Here is an 18,975-nt window from a genome sequence, read left to right on the forward strand (position 1 = left end):
AAAACATAAAACTAACTCTTTTTATTTATTTTATAAAACTTATTTTTTCAACCAGTTATTTGTATATGTACAATCCCTGTATTCTCCAATTATTTTGATGTAAGTATCTTTGATCTTTTCATCAAACCATTTTCCGATTGCTGAAAACTGCTTTTCCTTTAAAGCCAACTCTTTGATTTTAATATAATCCTTAGCGTAATCAGCAGTATGTTCATTAATTCTATTAGTAACAGTAATTAATTTATAGCTTTTCTTACCTTCTTGCGGCTCATCCATAATAGGAGCCGAAATTGCGTTATCTTTTAAATTAGAAACCTGACTATAAAGTACTGGATCCATTTTAGTTAATTCAAAACGAGTATCATGAGTCTTAGGATTAATTAATGTTCCTCCATTAGCTCTAGTTTCTTTTTCGTCTGACAAAGTTCTTGCTGCTTCAGCAAAAGTAATTTCCTTGTCCTGAATTCTTTTTCGAATTAATTCTATTTTTTCCTTTGCTTCTTTTAACGACGCTTCAGTTACTGCAGGAGTAAGCAATATATGACGCAATTCTAATTCTTGTCCTTTAATTTTTTCAAGATATATAATATGAAAACCATAAATAGTTTCAAAAGGAGCTGATATTTCACCCTCCTGAAGACTAAAAGCCACATCCTTAAATTCTTTTATAAACGAAGTCTTTCTATTCATTTTATAGAATCCACCACTAGATCTTGATCCAGGATCTTGAGAATACAGTACCGCCTTTGTTGAAAAACTAGAACCTTCCAAAACTTCTTTCTTGAAACCATTCAATTTATCAATCACTTTTTGTTTTTCAGCATCCGACACTTTAGGAGTTACCACAATTTGAGCCACTTCCATTTCTGCTCCAAAAACTGGAAGATCTGAAGTTGGTATTGTTTTGAAAAAATTACGAACCTCTTCCGGAGTAATTTCTATTTCGTCAACAATCTTTTTTTGCATTTCAGATGTCAACTTATTTTCCTTTAACACATCAAAGAAATAAGTTTTAAACTCTTCTTCCGAACCTTTTTTGTAGTAATCAATAACCTTCTCCATAGAACCTACTTGTTCTACCATATAGCTTAGCCTTTCTTCCATCATCCCATTTACTTCAGCATCAGTAACTTTGATACTATCCTGAATAGCATGATGAGCATACAATTTGTCTTCCATTAGCTTCCCTAACATTTGACATCTTGTAATATCTTTTATAGACCCGCCTTGAGATGATATTTCTAAATATGATTTATCAATATCCGAATCTAAAACAATATAATCTCCAATAGTAGCAACTATACCATCTATTTTTTGTCTTTGGTTAGATTGTACTTTTTTAACAGCAACTGCTTCTTTTTCTATAATAATTTCCTGCGCTTGAATAAATGTGCTCGAAGTAAGTATTAGAAAAAAAATAAGCGCAATTTTATTATTTATAACCTTCATATGTATTGATTTTAAAAGCATTTTTAGAAATGTATTAGTAATAGTATCTAAGCTGTTATTATTTAATTCGAAACAAATTCAAAATACTCATCTCTGACATTGCCAAATATACGATTTAAGAATTGGGAAATAAAAATAAGCTTACAAACTGTTCATTTATGTTAAAGCGAACAAAAATAACAATTCAATTACATAATACAAGTTTCAACTGTACTATTAACAAAAAATTATATCCATTATTATTCCTTCTAATATTCCTTAGATGGCTAGTAGTGATTCTTGGACTAAAGACTTTAATCGTCAATACTTAACCTTGCAATAGAACCACTAATCGAATCAAAACGAAAAGCAGGCAAGATTTAATTAAAAAACCATTTATTAGACTCAAAACATAAAAAGAATCCTTTTAAAAAAACAAGTACAATTCTCATTATAAATAAATTAAACAAGAAGTTTTCAACACTACAACGTTTTCGTTGATAGCATGGAAATTTAAAAAAGTTTATCACATAAAAATTTATATAAATTAGCAGCTACACAAAACACATTATTGACAATAAATTGAATTTTTATTATATAAATAAAAGCAATTTTAACAAAATAAAAACAGATTTAATACCTATCCTAACCAAAACCAAATACCATGAAAAAACAAAAATTAAAATTTTATTTGTTCTCAATCCTAATAATAGGTTTTTACTCCTGTAATTCAAATGAAGATTTAGAGAAAGACACATCTGCCCGAAGTATTAGGAACAAAATCGTTGATGTGATACCAAACACATGTATTATATGGCCCAAATTTTATCTAAAAATACATAGCTATATCCACAGATACTCATTACCTCTTTTTTGCTTGTAGCTTTTACGACATTAGTAATGAAATCTTCTACATCTTCCAATGAATTATAAAATTTATTAGAAAATTCTCGTTTGTATTTTGCCCACATTTTTTCAGCGGGATTAAGTTCTGGACTATATGGTGGTAGAAAAACCAAAACAATATTTTCAGGAATGATTAATTTTTTTGCCTTATGAAACCTTCCATTATCCAGCACCATTATTTTGAGTTCTTTCGGATTTTCCTTTGAGAAATTATCTAAAAAAACTTGAAAATTATCAGCGTTGCAATGTGGGAGTATTAATTGAAAATGGTCTCCAGTTATGGGCGAAAAAGCTCCAGAAAGCCAAGTTGATTTAAAAACTTGTTGGAAAGCACAAATCGGCTTAACACTAATAGCAGTAACTGATTTTCCGTTTCGAGTGAACAAACCAAAACGCGATTCATCTTGAAAATACAAGTTTACAGAGTCAAAATCACCCACCGTATTTAGTGCTATTTCTTGACAGATTCGTCCGAAGTCTTTTAAAAGAGATTCCCTGATCTTCGTCTTTTTGTGACTTTTGCGGGCTACTTTTACACTTGATTTAAAATTCCTGATGCAATAATAAAGCAACGTATTGTAATTGAAAGTCTTCCTGATTCTTTTTCAATCCAATCTTTAAGCTCAACATAGCCTTGAAGTCCATTTTGAGGGTCGTTGAGTTTTGTTTCCAACATATTGTGTTCAATAGCATTAAAAGCCGACGGCTTAAAACCTGTTTTTTGATGCTTCATCAAACCCTCAATTCCAGAATTAAGGTATAATGTCCTCCAATTCTGAACGCTATTAGGGTCAACCACAGCTAATTTAGCAACCTCACGTTTAGAAATCCCTACTTTTTCGTTTTGCTTCAAAATCAGCAGAACTCTCAAACGTTGACCAATAAACGGAATAGATTGTTTGAGCAGATTTTTTATTTCTTTTTCGGTTTCCTTAATTACCAAAATTTTTGCATGCGCCATGATTACTTTTATAATATAGTCCAAATATAACATAAAAAAACCAATTATCAAAATTGGTATATATTATATTTTCGTTTGGTATGACTCATCACGACGGCCATCCCTTTAGCACAGGAAAAACAACAACTACCGCTACAGGAAAATATGTAGCAAACCCTGGCGGAGGTGTAATGATGCAGGCTTTCTATTGGGACGTCCCCTCTGGTGGAAACTGGTGGGACACGCTTAACACAAAAGTGACTGAATGGGCAAATGCAGGTATCGGTTCCATATGGCTGCCACCAGTATCAAAAGCACAAAACGGGGCTTTTTCTATGGGCTATGACCCTACCGATTACTTTGATTTTGGAAATTACAATCAAAACGGAAGTATTGAAACCCGATTCGGTTCCCGTTCCGAACTGGTAAGTTTGATTTCAAAAGTGCATGCCGAAAATATGCAAGTGTTTGCGGATATTGTAATTAATCACAACAGCGGAGGCCAATTGGAAAACAATCCATTTACTGGAACACAAACCTGGACTGATTTCACAAATGTAGCTTCAGGTAAATTCCCTAGAACTAGTGCCGATTTTCACAAAAACGCTTACGCCAATAACGATGAAGGTTTTTTTGGAGGTTTCCCCGACTTATCCCATGCCGCTCCAAATGTGCAGGATTGGCTTTGGAAAAGAGCTGACGGAGTTGGTAAATATTACAAAAACACCATGAAATTTGACGGATGGAGATTTGATTATGTAAAAGGCTTTGGTCCATGGGTGGTAAAAGATTGGAATGCTAATGTTGGTGGGTTTTCCGTGGGAGAACTTTGGGATTCAAATGTAAACACATTGGAATGGTGGGCAAATAGCGCTAACAGTTCCGTGTTTGATTTCGCGTGTTACTATAAAATGAATGACGCTTTTGACGGGAACAACCTTAATCTATTGAATGACGATATGATGTGGAAAAGGAATCCCTACAAAGCAGTTACTTTTGTCAGCAATCACGACACGGATGAAATATGGAATAAAAATTTGGCTTATGCCTATATCCTAACACACGAAGGCTACCCTACTATATTTTATAGAGATTATGAAGAATGGTTAGACAAAGCCAAATTGAACAATCTTATTTGGATCCATAATCAAAAAGCAACAGGCACAACCTCTATTCTTTATACCGATAATGATGAATACATCGCCAGAAGAAATGGTTACAATGGTAATCCTGGCTTAGTGGTTTACATTAACAATTCTTCTAATTGGGAAGAAAAATGGATTCCCACAAATTGGAGTAATGCAAAAATCAAGGATTTTACTGGAAATTCAAATTGGTACCCTACAACGCAAGGAGATAAATGGGTAAAAATACAATGCCCACCAAAAAGCTACTCAGTTTGGTCCATAAATATGTAATACAAAAGAGGCTGTCCGAATAGAGCAGCCTCTTTTCTATAAAATAATTTAATTCACAAAAGAAAAATTCATTTTAAAAAACAGAACACTAATAATAGTAACTTAATAAAAGTATACCTCATTTTGATTATACAATTTTTTTAAATGGCATTTATAAATAGTACTTTTGCAAACTATTTATATTACACATGAGCTTTATAAAAGAATTAGAACGAAGAAGAACATTCGGAATCATATCGCATCCCGATGCCGGTAAAACAACACTTACAGAGAAACTCCTCCTTTTTGGTGGTGCTATTCAAGAAGCAGGTGCTGTAAAAAACAATAAAATCAAAAAAGGAGCCACGAGTGATTTCATGGAAATTGAACGTCAGAGAGGAATTTCTGTTTCAACTTCTGTTTTGGCTTTTAATTATAAAGAAAAGAAAATAAACATTCTTGACACACCTGGACACAAGGATTTTGCCGAGGACACATTTAGAACTCTAACAGCTGTTGACAGTGTTATTGTTGTAATTGATGTTGCAAAAGGAGTCGAAGAGCAAACGGAAAAATTAGTTTCTGTATGTAGAATGCGAAAAATTCCTATTATCGTTTTCATTAATAAACTAGACCGAGAAGGAAAAGATGCGTTTGATCTAATGGATGAAGTGGAACAAAAGCTAGGTCTAAGAGTTACCCCTTTAAGTTTTCCTATAGGAATGGGGTATGATTTCCAGGGAATCTATAACTTATGGGAACAAAATATCAATTTGTTTAGCGGTGACAACCGTAAAAATATAGAAGACACAATCGCTTTTTCAGATGTGCAAAATCCTGAGTTAGAAAAAATAATAGGTCAAAAACCTGCTGATAGACTTCGAGAAGAATTAGAATTGATTGATGAAGTTTACCCTAAATTTGATCGTCAAGAATATCTAGAAGGAAAATTACAACCTGTTTTCTTTGGTTCTGCTTTGAATAATTTTGGTGTACGCGAATTATTAGATTGTTTTATCAATATTGCACCTTCACCAAGACCGAAAGAATCAGAAACACGATTAGTAGATCCTGAAGAAGAAAAAATGACTGGTTTCGTATTTAAAATACATGCCAACATGGATCCTAAACACAGAGACAGATTAGCATTTATAAAAATCGTTTCTGGTACATTTGAAAGAAACAAACCGTATTACCATGTAAGACTTAAGAAGAATCTAAAATTCTCCAGTCCGAATGCCTTTTTTGCCGAGAAGAAAGAAATCGTTGATATTTCTTATCCTGGTGATATCGTAGGACTTCATGATACTGGAAATTTTAAAATTGGAGATACCTTAACTGAAGGCGAAATAATGAGCTTTAAAGGAATCCCAAGTTTCTCTCCGGAACACTTTAGATACATTAATAATGCTGACCCAATGAAAGCGAAACAGCTAGACAAAGGGGTAGATCAGTTAATGGATGAAGGAGTTGCTCAGCTATTCACACTAGAAATGAACAATCGTAAGATTATCGGTACTGTTGGAGCACTTCAATATGAAGTTATCCAATATCGTTTAGAGCATGAATATGGAGCTAAATGTACTTATGAAAATTTCCCTGTTCATAAAGCATGTTGGGTAAAACCAGATGATGCTAAAAATGACGAATTCAAAGAGTTCAAACGTATTAAACAAAAATTTTTAGCAAAGGATAAATATGGTCAATTGGTTTTTCTTGCTGATTCTGATTTTACTATCCAGATGACTCAAAACAAATACCCAAGTGTTAAATTATTTTTCACGTCAGAGTTCGACTAGTCTATTTACAATAAATCATAAAAAAAACGCTAATCTTTCGATTAGCGTTTTTTTTTATGATTTATATTTTTTTGAAAGAACTAAACTAAAGTACTTTCTAAATTTACTGTTTTTTTCAAAAATGCTTTAAGTAACAATCTGTTTGGAGCTAAACCAGATTTAATGATGTCTTTTTTAGAATTAATTCCTTCAGGTGAAACTTCTCTATTTGGGTCTTGTTTAGAACCCATAAACCAAAGAATAAAGTTTGAGTTAGAACGAGAATATTCTGTAGTAACATTCTTCGTGTTTACTTCCTTAGTAACAACATCATTTTCAACAATTGTATTATCAATAGACTGACTAAAAGCAGAAGTACAAGATACCAAAACAAAAAGAATCGCCAAAATTAAATTGGTTCTTTTTTGAGTAATGATTTGTGTTGCTATTTGAGTCATATTGCTTTTTGTTAATTAGAGTAAGCGTTTATGCTTTATCTTACTGTAAAGAAAAGCCATATATGAATCTGAAAAAAATATACTCGGTGAATAACCCAAATACTCGGTTATCTTACAAAATTAGGATAAAAACAACGTTAACTATCTCTTTACAAAAACATAACAAACAATATCGGGAAATTAAATCCACAAATTAAAAAATTGAATCTATTGCACAATTTTCTACTAATTCAATTTAAAAAATATTAAGGAAAAATAATAAGCAAAAAAAAGGCTCCATAAATGGAGCCTTTTAATATAAACTATGCTTGACCTACAGGACCAAAATTAAGCGGTATTGGAGGTTGTTCACTTTCTTTAATTTCGCCATGAGCGGCTTCAAAACGGTGAATGTTTTCTCCTATTGCTTTTAATAATCTTTTGGCATGTTGTGGAGTCAAGACAATTCTTGATTTCACTTTGGCCTTAGGAATACCAGGCATGATACTTACAAAATCGAGAACAAACTCTGAAGAAGAATGATTGATTATTGCTAAGTTAGAATAAATTCCTTCCGCAATTTTCTCATCTAGTTCAATATTAATTTGCTCTTGTTGTTGATTAGAATTACTCATATCTTAGTAAATATATTCCTCTTTATTAGCCATCATATCATTATAATCTTCTTTAGATCCTACAATTGCATTATCATATTCTCTCATACCTGTACCGGCAGGGATTCTATGACCAACAATTACATTTTCTTTCAATCCTTCTAAGTAATCAATTTTACCTGCAACAGCAGCTTCGTTCAATACTTTAGTTGTCTCTTGGAAAGAAGCAGCAGATATAAACGATTTAGTTTGAAGTGACGCTCTTGTGATACCTTGTAAAACCGGAGTTGCAGTTGCCGTGATAACATCACGAGCTACAACAAGATTTTTATCAGTACGTTTCAAAAGAGAATTCTCATCACGCAATTCACGTGGTGAAATAATTTGTCCTTCTTTCAAATTCGTTGAATCACCAGCATCTTCAATTACTTTCATACCATATAATTTATCATTTTCAACGATAAAATCTTTAGTATGGATCAATTGATCTTCTAAGAATAATGTATCTCCTGGATCTTGAACTCTAACTTTACGCATCATTTGACGTATTACTACTTCAAAGTGCTTGTCGTTAATTTTCACCCCTTGTAAACGGTATACTTCTTGAATTTCATTAACCAAATACTGTTGAACAGCAGCAGGTCCTTTAATTCTCAAGATATCATCCGGAGTAATTGCTCCGTCAGACAATGGTACACCAGCTCTTACGAAGTCATTTTCCTGAACTAGGATTTGACTTGAAAGTTTTACTAGGTATTTCTTAATCTCACCAAATTTAGATTCAATAATAACTTCACGGTTACCTCTTTTGATTTTTCCAAAAGAAACAACACCGTCAATTTCTGAAACTACAGCTGGGTTTGAAGGATTACGCGCTTCTAATAGCTCAGTAATTCTAGGTAAACCTCCAGTAATATCTCCTGATTTAGAAGAACGACGTGGAATTTTCACTAATACTTTACCTGCTTTAATTTTCTCTCCGTTTTCAACCATTAAGTGAGCTCCAACAGGTAAGTTATAAGAACGAATCAACTCCCCATCTTTACCATAAACTAATAAAGTAGGAATTAATTTTTTAGCTCTTGACTCAGAAATTACTTTTTCTTGGAAACCAGTTTGCTCATCAATTTCAACCAAGAACGATTGTCCTTGCTCTAAATCTTCGTAAGCAATTTTACCAGTAAACTCAGAAACAATAACTCCATTATATGGATCCCATTTACAGATTACATCACCTTTAGCAACAGACTGTCCGTCTTTCACAAAAATGCTTGAACCGTAAGGAATATTATGTGTATTTAATAAAATACCAGTTTTTTCGTCAATTAATTTTAACTCAGTAGAACGAGATACAACGATATCAACAGCGTTTCCATCATTATCTTCTCCTTTAACAGTTTTTAAATCTTCAATTTCTAATTTACCATTAAATTTAGTAATGATACTAGACTCTTCAGATATACCACCCGCAACCCCTCCAACGTGGAAAGTACGTAATGTCAACTGTGTACCTGGTTCCCCAATAGATTGTGCAGCAATTACTCCAACTGCTTCACCTCTTTGAGTCATTTTACCAGTAGCTAAGTTTCTACCATAACATTTAGCACAAATTCCTTTCATAGCCTCACAAGTCAAAGGAGAACGAACCTCTACACTCTCGATAGGAGAAGCTTCGATTGTTTTCATAATTGCCTCAGTGATTTGTTGACCTGATTGAATTAATACTTCATTAGTTAAAGGATTAACAACATCTTGCAATGCAACACGTCCTAAAATTCTTTCTCCTAATGATTCAACTATTTCTTCATTCTTTTTCAATGCCGAAACTTCAACACCTCTTAAAGTACCACAATCTTCAATGTTAACAATAACATCTTGTGAAACATCATGAAGTCTTCTAGTTAAGTATCCAGCATCTGCCGTTTTCAAGGCAGTATCCGCAAGTCCTTTACGCGCACCGTGAGTAGAAATAAAGTACTCAAGAATCGAAAGTCCTTCCTTAAAGTTAGAAAGAATCGGGTTTTCAATAATTTCACCACCACCAGCAGTCGATTTTTTAGGCTTAGCCATCAATCCACGCATACCAGTTAACTGACGAATTTGTTCTTTGGAACCCCTTGCTCCAGAATCAAGCATCATATACACCGAGTTGAAACCTTGTTGGTCTTCTCTAATGTTTTTCATTGCTAATTCTGTAAGCTCAGCATTTGCTGAAGTCCATACATCAATAACTTGGTTGTAACGTTCGTTATTTGTAATAAGACCCATATTATAATTAGCAGAGATACCTTCAACTTGCTCTCTAGCATCTGCAATTAATTTTGGTTTTTGTTCTGGAATTCTAATATCACCTAATGAGAATGATAATCCACCTCTAAAGGCAAATTTGTACCCCATATCTTTCATATTATCCAAAAAGGCAGCCGTTTCAGGTACACTTGTTGAATTTAATACGTGACCGATAATATCTCTAAGATTTTTCTTAGTCAATACATCATTGATATATCCAGCTGCTTCTGGTACTACTTCATTAAATAATACACGTCCTGCAGTTGTTTGTATAATTTTAAACACTAATTCTCCAGCGTCATTAAAATCTTTAGCTCTAATTCTAACACGAGCATTCAATTCTAATCTTCCTTCGTTTAATGCAATATTTACTTCCTCAGCAGAATAGAAAGTCAAATCTTGACCTAATATTTTCTTTTCTGGTGTAGATAATCTTTCTTTGGTCATATAGTATAGACCCAAGACCATATCCTGAGAAGGTACCGTAATTGGCGCACCATTTGCAGGATTCAGAATGTTATGAGAAGCCAACATTAATAATTGTGCTTCAAGGATAGCTTCTGGTCCTAAAGGTAAATGTACCGCCATTTGATCCCCATCAAAATCCGCATTAAATGCCGTACAAACTAAAGGATGCAATTGGATTGCTTTTCCTTCAATTAATTTTGGTTGGAAAGCTTGAATACCAAGTCTGTGCAAAGTAGGAGCACGATTCAGTAATATAGGGTGTCCTTTAATTACATTTTCAAGGATATCCCAAACTACAGGCTCTTTTTTGTCTATTATTTTCTTAGCTGATTTTACAGTTTTTACAATTCCTCTTTCTATCAATTTACGGATAACGAAAGGTTTGTATAATTCGGCTGCCATATCTTTAGGGATACCACATTCGAACAATTTCAATTCAGGTCCAACAACAATTACCGAACGAGCAGAATAATCCACACGTTTTCCAAGTAAGTTTTGACGGAAACGTCCTTGCTTACCTTTAAGGGAATCAGATAATGATTTTAATGGTCTGTTTGATTCTGTTTTAACAGCAGATGCTTTTCTTGTATTATCAAATAATGAATCTACAGATTCTTGCAACATACGTTTTTCGTTTCTTAAGATAACTTCTGGAGCTTTAATCTCCATTAATCTTTTCAAACGGTTATTACGGATGATTACACGACGGTATAAATCATTTAAATCTGAAGTTGCAAAACGACCTCCATCAAGCGGCACAAGTGGGCGTAATTCCGGTGGTATAACAGGAACAACTTTCATAATCATCCATTCAGGACGGTTTTCACGGTTCAAGTTAGACTCACGGAAAGACTCAACTACTTGTAATCTTTTTAATGCTTCAGTTTTACGTTGTTTAGACGTTTCATTGTTAGCACTATGTCTTAATTGGTAAGACAATTGATCAAGATCAATTCTAGCCAATAAGTCCATAATACATTCAGCTCCCATTTTGGCAACAAACTTATTTGGATCGAAATCATCCAAATATTGATTGTCAGCAGGAAGAGTGTCTAATATATTCAAATATTCTTCTTCTGTAAGGAAGTCTAATCTTTGAACTGATTCACCTTCTCCATTTTTAGCAATACCTGCCTGGATTACTACGTATCTCTCGTAGTAAATAATCATATCTAATTTCTTAGATGGAAGACCAAGGATATAACCAATTTTGTTTGGAAGTGAACGGAAATACCAAATATGAGCAATTGGCACAACAAGGTTGATGTGACCTACTCTATCTCTACGTACTTTTTTCTCAGTAACTTCTACTCCACAACGGTCACAAATAATTCCTTTGTAACGGATTCTTTTGTATTTACCACAAGCACATTCAAAATCCTTAACTGGTCCAAAAATTCTTTCACAAAAAAGACCGTCACGCTCTGGTTTGTGCGTACGGTAGTTGATTGTTTCTGGCTTTAAAACTTCACCTCTTGATTCTTTCAAGATAGATTCAGGAGAAGCAAGACCGATTGAAATTTTATTAAACCTTTTTATAGGGTTTTTATCTTTATTGTTGTTATTTCTATTATTCATCATAGTTTTTACTATTGATTTATTTGCAATTAAAAATTGATTTTGTTTAGTCTAAAGTCAATTGTCGTAAAGTTTTAAAGTCTAGAATGACTTTGGGCTTTGGACTTTCAAACTTTCGACTTAAAACTACCTCGAATTACTTCTCTAAACTTCAAATAAAATTCTTTGAAGTGCTATTTATAAAACCTAATGTTTATATAAAAAATCGGAACGGGTTACGGGTATAAATCCTAAAAACTTATATAAATGAGTAATCAGTCCCAATAAAATCAGGACTGAAAACTACATATTATCATTTATTCTTCTAAACGAATGTCAAGTCCAAGACCTTTCAATTCATGCATCAATACATTGAATGATTCAGGTAATCCTGGTTCTGGCATAGATTCACCCTTAACGATTGCTTCGTAAGTTTTAGCTCTACCAATAACATCATCAGACTTCACAGTCAAGATTTCTCTAAGTGTACTTGATGCTCCATAAGCCTCAAGTGCCCAAACTTCCATCTCTCCAAAACGTTGACCTCCAAATTGAGCTTTACCTCCAAGTGGTTGTTGTGTAATCAACGAGTATGGTCCTATTGAACGTGCGTGCATCTTATCGTCAACCATATGTCCTAATTTCAACATATAGATAACACCAACTGTTGCTGCTTGATGGAAACGCTCTCCAGTTCCACCATCATAAAGATGTGTATGTCCAAAACGTGGTATTCCAGCTTCGTCAGTCAATTCATTAATTTGATCTAAAGTAGCACCATCAAAAATAGGAGTAGCAAATTTTCTACCCAAGTTTTGTCCAGCCCAACCAAGAACAGTTTCATAAATTTGACCAATGTTCATACGTGAAGGTACACCTAATGGGTTCAACACGATATCAACTGGTGTTCCGTCTTCAAGGAAAGGCATATCTTCATGACGAACGATACGTGCAACAATACCTTTGTTACCGTGACGTCCAGCCATTTTATCCCCAACTTTTAGTTTACGTTTTTTAGCAATATAAACTTTAGCTAATTTCAAAATTCCAGCTGGCAATTCATCACCAACAGTAATTGTGAATTTTTCTCTTCTCAAAGCACCTTGTAGGTCGTTCAGCTTAATTTTATAGTTATGAATTAAATCATTAACCATTTTATTAGTAGCATCATCAGCAACCCATTGTCCTTTGCTTAAGTGAGCAAAATCTTCAACAGCATAAAGCATTTTTTGAGTATATTTTTTACCTTTTGGTAAAACCTCTTCACCCAAATCATTCATTACACCCTGAGAAGTTTTTCCGTTTACGATAGTGAATAGTTTTTCAACTAATTTGTCTTTCAATTCAACAAATTTCACTTCAAACTCCATTTCAAGTGCTCCTAAAGCATCTTTATCTTGAGTACGTTTACGTTTATCTTTTACCGCTCTAGCGAATAATTTTTTGTCAAGAACTACACCATGTAAAGATGGAGACGCTTTTAATGAAGCATCTTTTACATCACCTGCTTTGTCCCCGAAGATTGCACGAAGCAATTTCTCTTCCGGAGTAGGATCTGATTCCCCTTTTGGAGTAATTTTTCCGATAAGAATGTCACCAGGTTTAACCTCGGCTCCAATTCTAATCATACCATTTTCATCTAAATCTTTAGTAGCTTCTTCAGAAACGTTTGGTATATCATTCGTTAATTCTTCGTTACCTAATTTAGTATCTCTCACTTCTAATGAATAATCATCAACGTGAATAGAAGTAAATATATCGTCACGAACTACTTTTTCAGAAATTACAATCGCATCCTCGAAGTTGTACCCTTTCCATGGCATAAACGCTACTTTTAGGTTACGACCTAAAGCAAGTTCACCATTTTGAGTTGCATATCCTTCAGATAATACTTGACCAAGAACAACTCTATCCCCTTTTCTTACGATAGGCTTAAGGTTGATACTTGTACCTTGATTGGTTTTTCTAAATTTAATTAGATTGTATGTTTTCTCATCTTCTTCAAAACTTACCATTCTTTCTTCCTCAGAACGATCGTATTTGATTGTGATGATGTTTGCATCTACATATTCGATAACTCCATCTCCTTCAGCATTAATTAATACTCTAGAATCAGAAGCAACTTGACGCTCTAAACCAGTTCCAACAATAGGAGCTTCAGGACGAATTAATGGTACGGCCTGACGCATCATGTTAGATCCCATCAGGGCTCTATTCGCATCATCATGTTCTAAGAAAGGAATCAAAGAAGCTGAGATAGAAGCAATTTGATTTGGTGCAACGTCTGTATAATCAACATTTGTTGGTAATATAACTGGGAAATCACCTTCCTGACGTGCAATTACGTTATCAGAAATAATTTTTCCAGTAGCATCCATTTCGATATTTGCCTGAGCAATCATCATTCCTTCTTCTTCTTCAGCACTTAAGTAAACTGGAGTGGATACTAAATCTACAACTCCATTAGTTACTTTACGGTAAGGTGTTTCAATGAAACCCATTCCGTTAACCTTAGCATAAACTCCAAGAGATGAAATCAAACCAATGTTTGGTCCCTCTGGTGTTTCAATTGGACATAAACGTCCGTAATGCGTATAGTGAACGTCACGAACCTCAAATCCAGCTCTTTCTCTCGAAAGTCCACCTGGTCCTAGTGCAGATAATCTTCTTTTGTGCGTTATTTCAGCTAATGGATTCGTTTGATCCATAAATTGAGACAACTGGTTAGTTCCAAAGAAAGAGTTGATAACTGATGATAATGTTTTAGCATTAATCAAATCAATTGGTGTAAACACCTCGTTATCTCTAACGTTCATACGCTCTCTAATTGTTCTAGCCATACGTGCTAAACCAACACCGAATTGTTGAGACAATTGTTCTCCAACTGTTCTAACACGACGGTTTGATAAGTGATCAATATCATCAATATCTGCTTTCGCATTAATTAATTCAATCAAATACTTAACGATAGTTATGATATCTTCTTTGGTCAAGACTTGCTTTTCCATTGGAATATCTAAACCAAGTTTTTTATTCATTCTGTAACGACCTACTTCACCTAAGTTGTAACGTTGGTCAGAGAAGAATAATTTATCTATAATACCACGAGCAGTTTCTTCATCAGGCGGTTCAGCGTTACGCAATTGCCTGTAGATATGCTCAACAGCTTCTTTTTCAGAGTTTGTTGGATCTTTTTGTAACGTATTATGAATGATAGCATAATCAGCTTGATTAGCATCTTCTTTATGTAACAAAATAGATTTAACGTTAGAATCAATGATTTCTTCCACATTATCTTTATCGATAATAGTATCTCTGTCAAGGATAATCTCGTTACGTTCGATAGAAACTACTTCACCAGTATCTTCATCTACGAAATCCTCATGCCATGTATTTAAAACACGGGCAGCTAATTTTCTACCGATATATTTTTTAAGTCCTGTTTTAGACACTTTAATTTCTTCAGCAAGGTCGAAAATTTCAAGGATATCCTTGTCTCTTTCGAAACCAATAGCACGGAATAAAGTAGTAACAGGTAATTTTTTCTTTCTGTCGATATAAGCGTACATAACGCTATTGATATCCGTAGAAAATTCTATCCAAGAACCTTTAAAAGGAATTACTCTGGCAGAATATAATTTTGTTCCATTAGCATGAAAAGACTGTCCAAAGAAAACCCCTGGAGATCTATGTAGCTGAGAAACTACGACACGTTCAGCACCATTTATTACAAAGGTACCACTTGGTGTCATATAAGGAATTGTTCCAAGATATACATCCTGAACAATAGTTTCAAAATCTTCGTGTTCTGGATCAGTACAATACAGCTTTAACCTTGCTTTTAAAGGTACGCTATGAGTTAGACCTCTTTCTATACATTCCTGAATAGTATAACGTGGTGGATCTACAAAGTAGTCAAGGAATTCCAATACAAAGTTATTTCTTGTATCTGTAATTGGAAAATTTTCCATGAAGGTGTTATAAAGTCCTTCATTGCCTCTTTCATCAGATTTAGTTTCTAATTGAAAAAAATCTTGAAAAGATTTTACCTGAACATCTAGAAAATCTGGATAGTTCGGGATATTTTTTGTAGAGGCAAAATTCAATCTTTCAGTCTGATTTGTTATCATCAATGGACAAAATTTTGATTAAAAAAGTAATTTTTTGTGTATAAATATTTTGTATTTATACTTTTCTTTTACTACCATTACATCTTTAAAAACCAATTTAAGATAACTACTTTCTTATTATCTGTTAATTTTTTTTCCTCGTAATGGGTAAAATGAATTTGATATGAAAGACTATTTTGAAGCTAAACAAGATAGACTTTTATTATACCAAAAAAGGGTTTAGGTCTTTGGATGTGAATCCAAGACCTAAACCTAGTTTTTAAAACTATGTAAAACTATTTAAGTTCAACTACAGCTCCAGCTTCTTCTAAAGATTTTTTAAGAGCTTCAGCTTCGTCTTTAGAAACACCTTCTTTAACATTAGAAGGAGCACTATCAACTACATCTTTAGCCTCTTTAAGACCTAAACCTGTTAATTCTTTTACCATTTTCACAACAGCTAATTTAGAAGCACCAGCTTCTTTTAATACAACTGTGAATTCAGTTTGAGCTTCTTCAGCAGCTTCTCCACCACCTGCAGAAACTACTACAGCTGCAGCAGCTGGTTCGATTCCGTACTCATCTTTTAATATTGTTGCTAATTCGTTAACTTCTTTTACAGTTAAATTAACTAATTGTTCTGCGAATTGTTTCAAATCTGCCATTTTTTCTATCGTTTTAAAATGATTTGTAAAATTATATTTTGTTTATTGTGCGCATTGTAAATAATAAAAATGGAGCAAAACTCCTTTTTTATTATGCTTCTTCAGCTTGCTCTTCTCCAGCGAATTTGTTTTGAAGTGCAGAAATAATTCTTTGTGCTGGTGATTGAAGTAATCCAATAAGTTCACCAAGAAGTTCTTCTTTAGATTTGATAGTTGCTAACGCATCTAATTGATCATCTCCAATATAAACTTCAGCATTAATATAAGCTCCTTTCAAAATTGGCATAGCCGATTTTTTACGGAAGTCTTTAATTATTTTCCCAGGTGCATTAGCAATATCTGAAATAAAGATAGCACTGTTACCAACAAGAACTGAAGGTATTTCACCATAGTTATTTTCAGAAGCTTCCATTGCTTTTACAAGCAAAGTGTTTTTTATAACTTCTAATTTTACACCTGCTTTAAAACAAGCTCTTCTCAAGTTTGAAGTTGTCTCTGCATTTAGTCCAGAAATATCTGCTACATAAACAATATTTGTACCAGCTAACTGTGCAGTTAAATCTTCAATCGCGATTGATTTTTCTTCTCTAGTCATACTAAAAATTTTTAACTACCAATTATATTGCTTTAGGGTCCAAAGCAATTGCTGGACTCATAGTGCTTGTAAGGTGAATACCTTTAATGTAGGTACCTTTAGCAGCAGTTGGCTTAAGTTTGATTAATGTTTGAATAATTTCGTTTGCATTGTCATAAATTTGCTCAGCTCCAAAAGAAACTTTACCAATTCCTGCATGAACGATACCAGTTTTATCAACTTTAAAGTCAATTTTACCAGCTTTAACCTCTGCAACAGCTTTTGCAACATCCATAGTTACAGTACCTGTCTTAGGGTTAGGCATTAAACCTCTAGGTCCTAATATACGACCTAATGGACCTAATTTACCCATAACAGCTGGCATAGTGATAATTACATCAACATCCGTCCAACCATCTTTTATTTTTTGTAAATAATCGTCAAGACCTACAAAGTCCGCACCAGCTGCTAAAGCTTCCGCTTCTTTATCTGGAGTAACTAATGCTAATACTTTAACGTCTTTACCAGTTCCATGAGGTAATGTTACCACACCTCTAACCATTTGATTCGCTTTTCTTGGATCTACACCCAATCTAACAGCGATATCAATAGACTCATCAAATTTTGCAGAAGCAATAACTTTAATTAATGCCGAAGCATCTTTTAAAGAATATAATTTGTTCTTTTCAATTTTTGAAGCAGCCTCTTTTTGCTTTTTTGTCAATTTTGCCATGTCTTTCTCTTAATTAAAAAGGAGCGTCTCCTGATACAGTTATACCCATAGATCTAGCTGTTCCAGCAACCATACTCATTGCAGCTTCCATAGTGAAAGCGTTTAAGTCCGGCATTTTGTCTTCAGCAATTGCTCTAATTTGTTCCCAAGTAACACTAGCTACTTTTTTACGATTAGGCTCACCAGAACCAGATTTTAGCTTCGCAGCTTCCAATAACTGAACAGCTGCTGGCGGAGTTTTTACAACAAAATCAAATGATTTGTCTTTATACACAGTAATTTGTACTGGGCATATTTTGCCGGCTTTATCTTGTGTTCTAGCATTAAATTGCTTACAGAACTCCATGATATTAACACCAGCAGCTCCTAAAGCAGGTCCAACCGGTGGCGACGGATTCGCAGCACCTCCCTTAACTTGTAGTTTAACTACTTTACTAATTTCTTTAGCCATTTTTTAAAAAATTTAACATCACAATCATTGGAAGCGATTGCAATGGATATTATATGTAATGTAACAAAAATTATACTTTTTCAACTTGCATAAAACTTAGTTCTAATGGAGTCTTTCTTCCGAAAATTTTCACCATTACCTCTAGCTTACGCTTTTCTTCATTAATTTTTTCAACAGTACCATTGAAACCGTTGAAAGGACCGTCAATAACCTTGATAGTCTCTCCTAAATTAAATGGTATAGAGTGTGTATCTGCATTTACAGCTAACTCATCTACTTTACCTAACATTCTGTTTACTTCTGAAAGTCTTAACGGAACTGGCTCACCACCTTTTGTTTCACCCAAGAAACCAATAACACTTGTTATAGACTTAATAATATGAGGGATTTCCCCAACAAGATTTGCCTCAATCATAACATACCCAGGAAAATAAACTTTATCCTTAGATATTTTCTTTCCATCTTTCACAGTAACCACTTTCTCAGTAGGAACCAAAACTTGAGAAACATAATCACCCATTCCTAATCTAGCGATTTCGGTTTCGATGTATGCCTTCACCTTGTTCTCTTGTCCACTTACTGCACGAACGACGTACCACTTTTTTATATTATTATCTGTCATCACAAAA

General features: G+C 33.8%; 14 protein-coding genes. 2 read left to right on the plus strand and 12 right to left on the minus strand.

The window, feature by feature from the left end; genetic code table 11:
• Positions 1–39: 39 nt before the first annotated feature.
• The 3 genes from FLAK523_RS00195 to FLAK523_RS00205 all read right to left on the minus strand — a co-directional run bounded on the left by FLAK523_RS00195 (position 40) and on the right by FLAK523_RS00205 (position 3,328).
• Complete coding sequence (locus tag FLAK523_RS00195) at positions 40–1,470, minus strand: peptidylprolyl isomerase (RefSeq protein WP_248905135.1); 1,431 nt, start codon at positions 1,468–1,470, stop codon at positions 40–42.
• Positions 1,471–2,237: 767 nt separating this feature from the next.
• A complete protein-coding gene (locus FLAK523_RS00200; protein ID WP_248905137.1) occupies positions 2,238–2,906 on the minus strand; it encodes an IS630 family transposase in 669 nt (222 codons plus the stop codon).
• Positions 2,867–3,328, minus strand: a complete 462-nt coding sequence (locus tag FLAK523_RS00205) for a hypothetical protein (protein WP_248904568.1) — start codon at positions 3,326–3,328, stop codon at positions 2,867–2,869. Before FLAK523_RS00205 ends, FLAK523_RS00200 begins: the two co-directional genes overlap by 40 nt.
• A gap of 47 nt (positions 3,329–3,375) precedes the next feature.
• Here FLAK523_RS00205 and FLAK523_RS00210 point away from each other — a divergent pair, with 47 nt between their 5' ends.
• Entirely contained in the window at positions 3,376–4,692 is a 1,317-nt protein-coding gene (locus tag FLAK523_RS00210) for an alpha-amylase (protein WP_248905139.1), read from the plus strand.
• 188 nt (positions 4,693–4,880) lie between these two features.
• A complete protein-coding gene (locus FLAK523_RS00215; protein ID WP_248905141.1) occupies positions 4,881–6,470 on the plus strand; it encodes a peptide chain release factor 3 in 1,590 nt (529 codons plus the stop codon).
• An 80-nt stretch (positions 6,471–6,550) separates the two neighbouring features.
• On the opposite strand, the gene FLAK523_RS00220 is transcribed toward FLAK523_RS00215, so the two are convergent.
• The 9 genes from FLAK523_RS00220 to nusG form a co-directional block, all read right to left on the minus strand.
• Positions 6,551–6,907, minus strand: a complete 357-nt coding sequence (locus FLAK523_RS00220) for a hypothetical protein (RefSeq protein WP_248905143.1) — start codon at positions 6,905–6,907, stop codon at positions 6,551–6,553.
• A gap of 302 nt (positions 6,908–7,209) precedes the next feature.
• Entirely contained in the window at positions 7,210–7,521 is a 312-nt protein-coding gene (locus tag FLAK523_RS00225) for a DUF3467 domain-containing protein (RefSeq protein ID WP_248905145.1), read from the minus strand.
• Positions 7,522–7,524: 3 nt separating this feature from the next.
• Positions 7,525–11,838, minus strand: coding sequence for a DNA-directed RNA polymerase subunit beta' (gene rpoC / locus FLAK523_RS00230; RefSeq protein ID WP_248905147.1), 4,314 nt, complete (start codon positions 11,836–11,838; stop codon positions 7,525–7,527).
• A gap of 293 nt (positions 11,839–12,131) precedes the next feature.
• Positions 12,132–15,944, minus strand: a complete 3,813-nt coding sequence (gene rpoB, locus FLAK523_RS00235; RefSeq protein WP_248905149.1) for a DNA-directed RNA polymerase subunit beta — start codon at positions 15,942–15,944, stop codon at positions 12,132–12,134.
• A gap of 275 nt (positions 15,945–16,219) precedes the next feature.
• Entirely contained in the window at positions 16,220–16,588 is a 369-nt protein-coding gene (gene rplL, locus FLAK523_RS00240) for a 50S ribosomal protein L7/L12 (protein WP_248905150.1), read from the minus strand.
• A gap of 91 nt (positions 16,589–16,679) precedes the next feature.
• A complete protein-coding gene (rplJ, locus tag FLAK523_RS00245; protein ID WP_248905152.1) occupies positions 16,680–17,183 on the minus strand; it encodes a 50S ribosomal protein L10 in 504 nt (167 codons plus the stop codon).
• Positions 17,184–17,205: 22 nt separating this feature from the next.
• On the minus strand, positions 17,206–17,895 hold the full coding sequence (gene rplA, locus FLAK523_RS00250) for a 50S ribosomal protein L1 (RefSeq protein ID WP_248905154.1): 690 nt from the start codon (positions 17,893–17,895) through the stop codon (positions 17,206–17,208).
• Between the two features lie 13 nt (positions 17,896–17,908).
• Positions 17,909–18,346 (minus strand): 50S ribosomal protein L11, encoded by a 438-nt coding sequence (gene rplK / locus FLAK523_RS00255; protein ID WP_248905156.1) that lies wholly within the window; start codon positions 18,344–18,346, stop codon positions 17,909–17,911.
• 70 nt (positions 18,347–18,416) lie between these two features.
• Entirely contained in the window at positions 18,417–18,968 is a 552-nt protein-coding gene (gene nusG / locus FLAK523_RS00260) for a transcription termination/antitermination protein NusG (protein WP_248905159.1), read from the minus strand.
• Positions 18,969–18,975 lie beyond the last annotated feature (7 nt).

Source organism: Flavobacterium sp. K5-23, assembly GCF_023278045.1.
In the GTDB taxonomy this organism is placed as follows: domain Bacteria; phylum Bacteroidota; class Bacteroidia; order Flavobacteriales; family Flavobacteriaceae; genus Flavobacterium.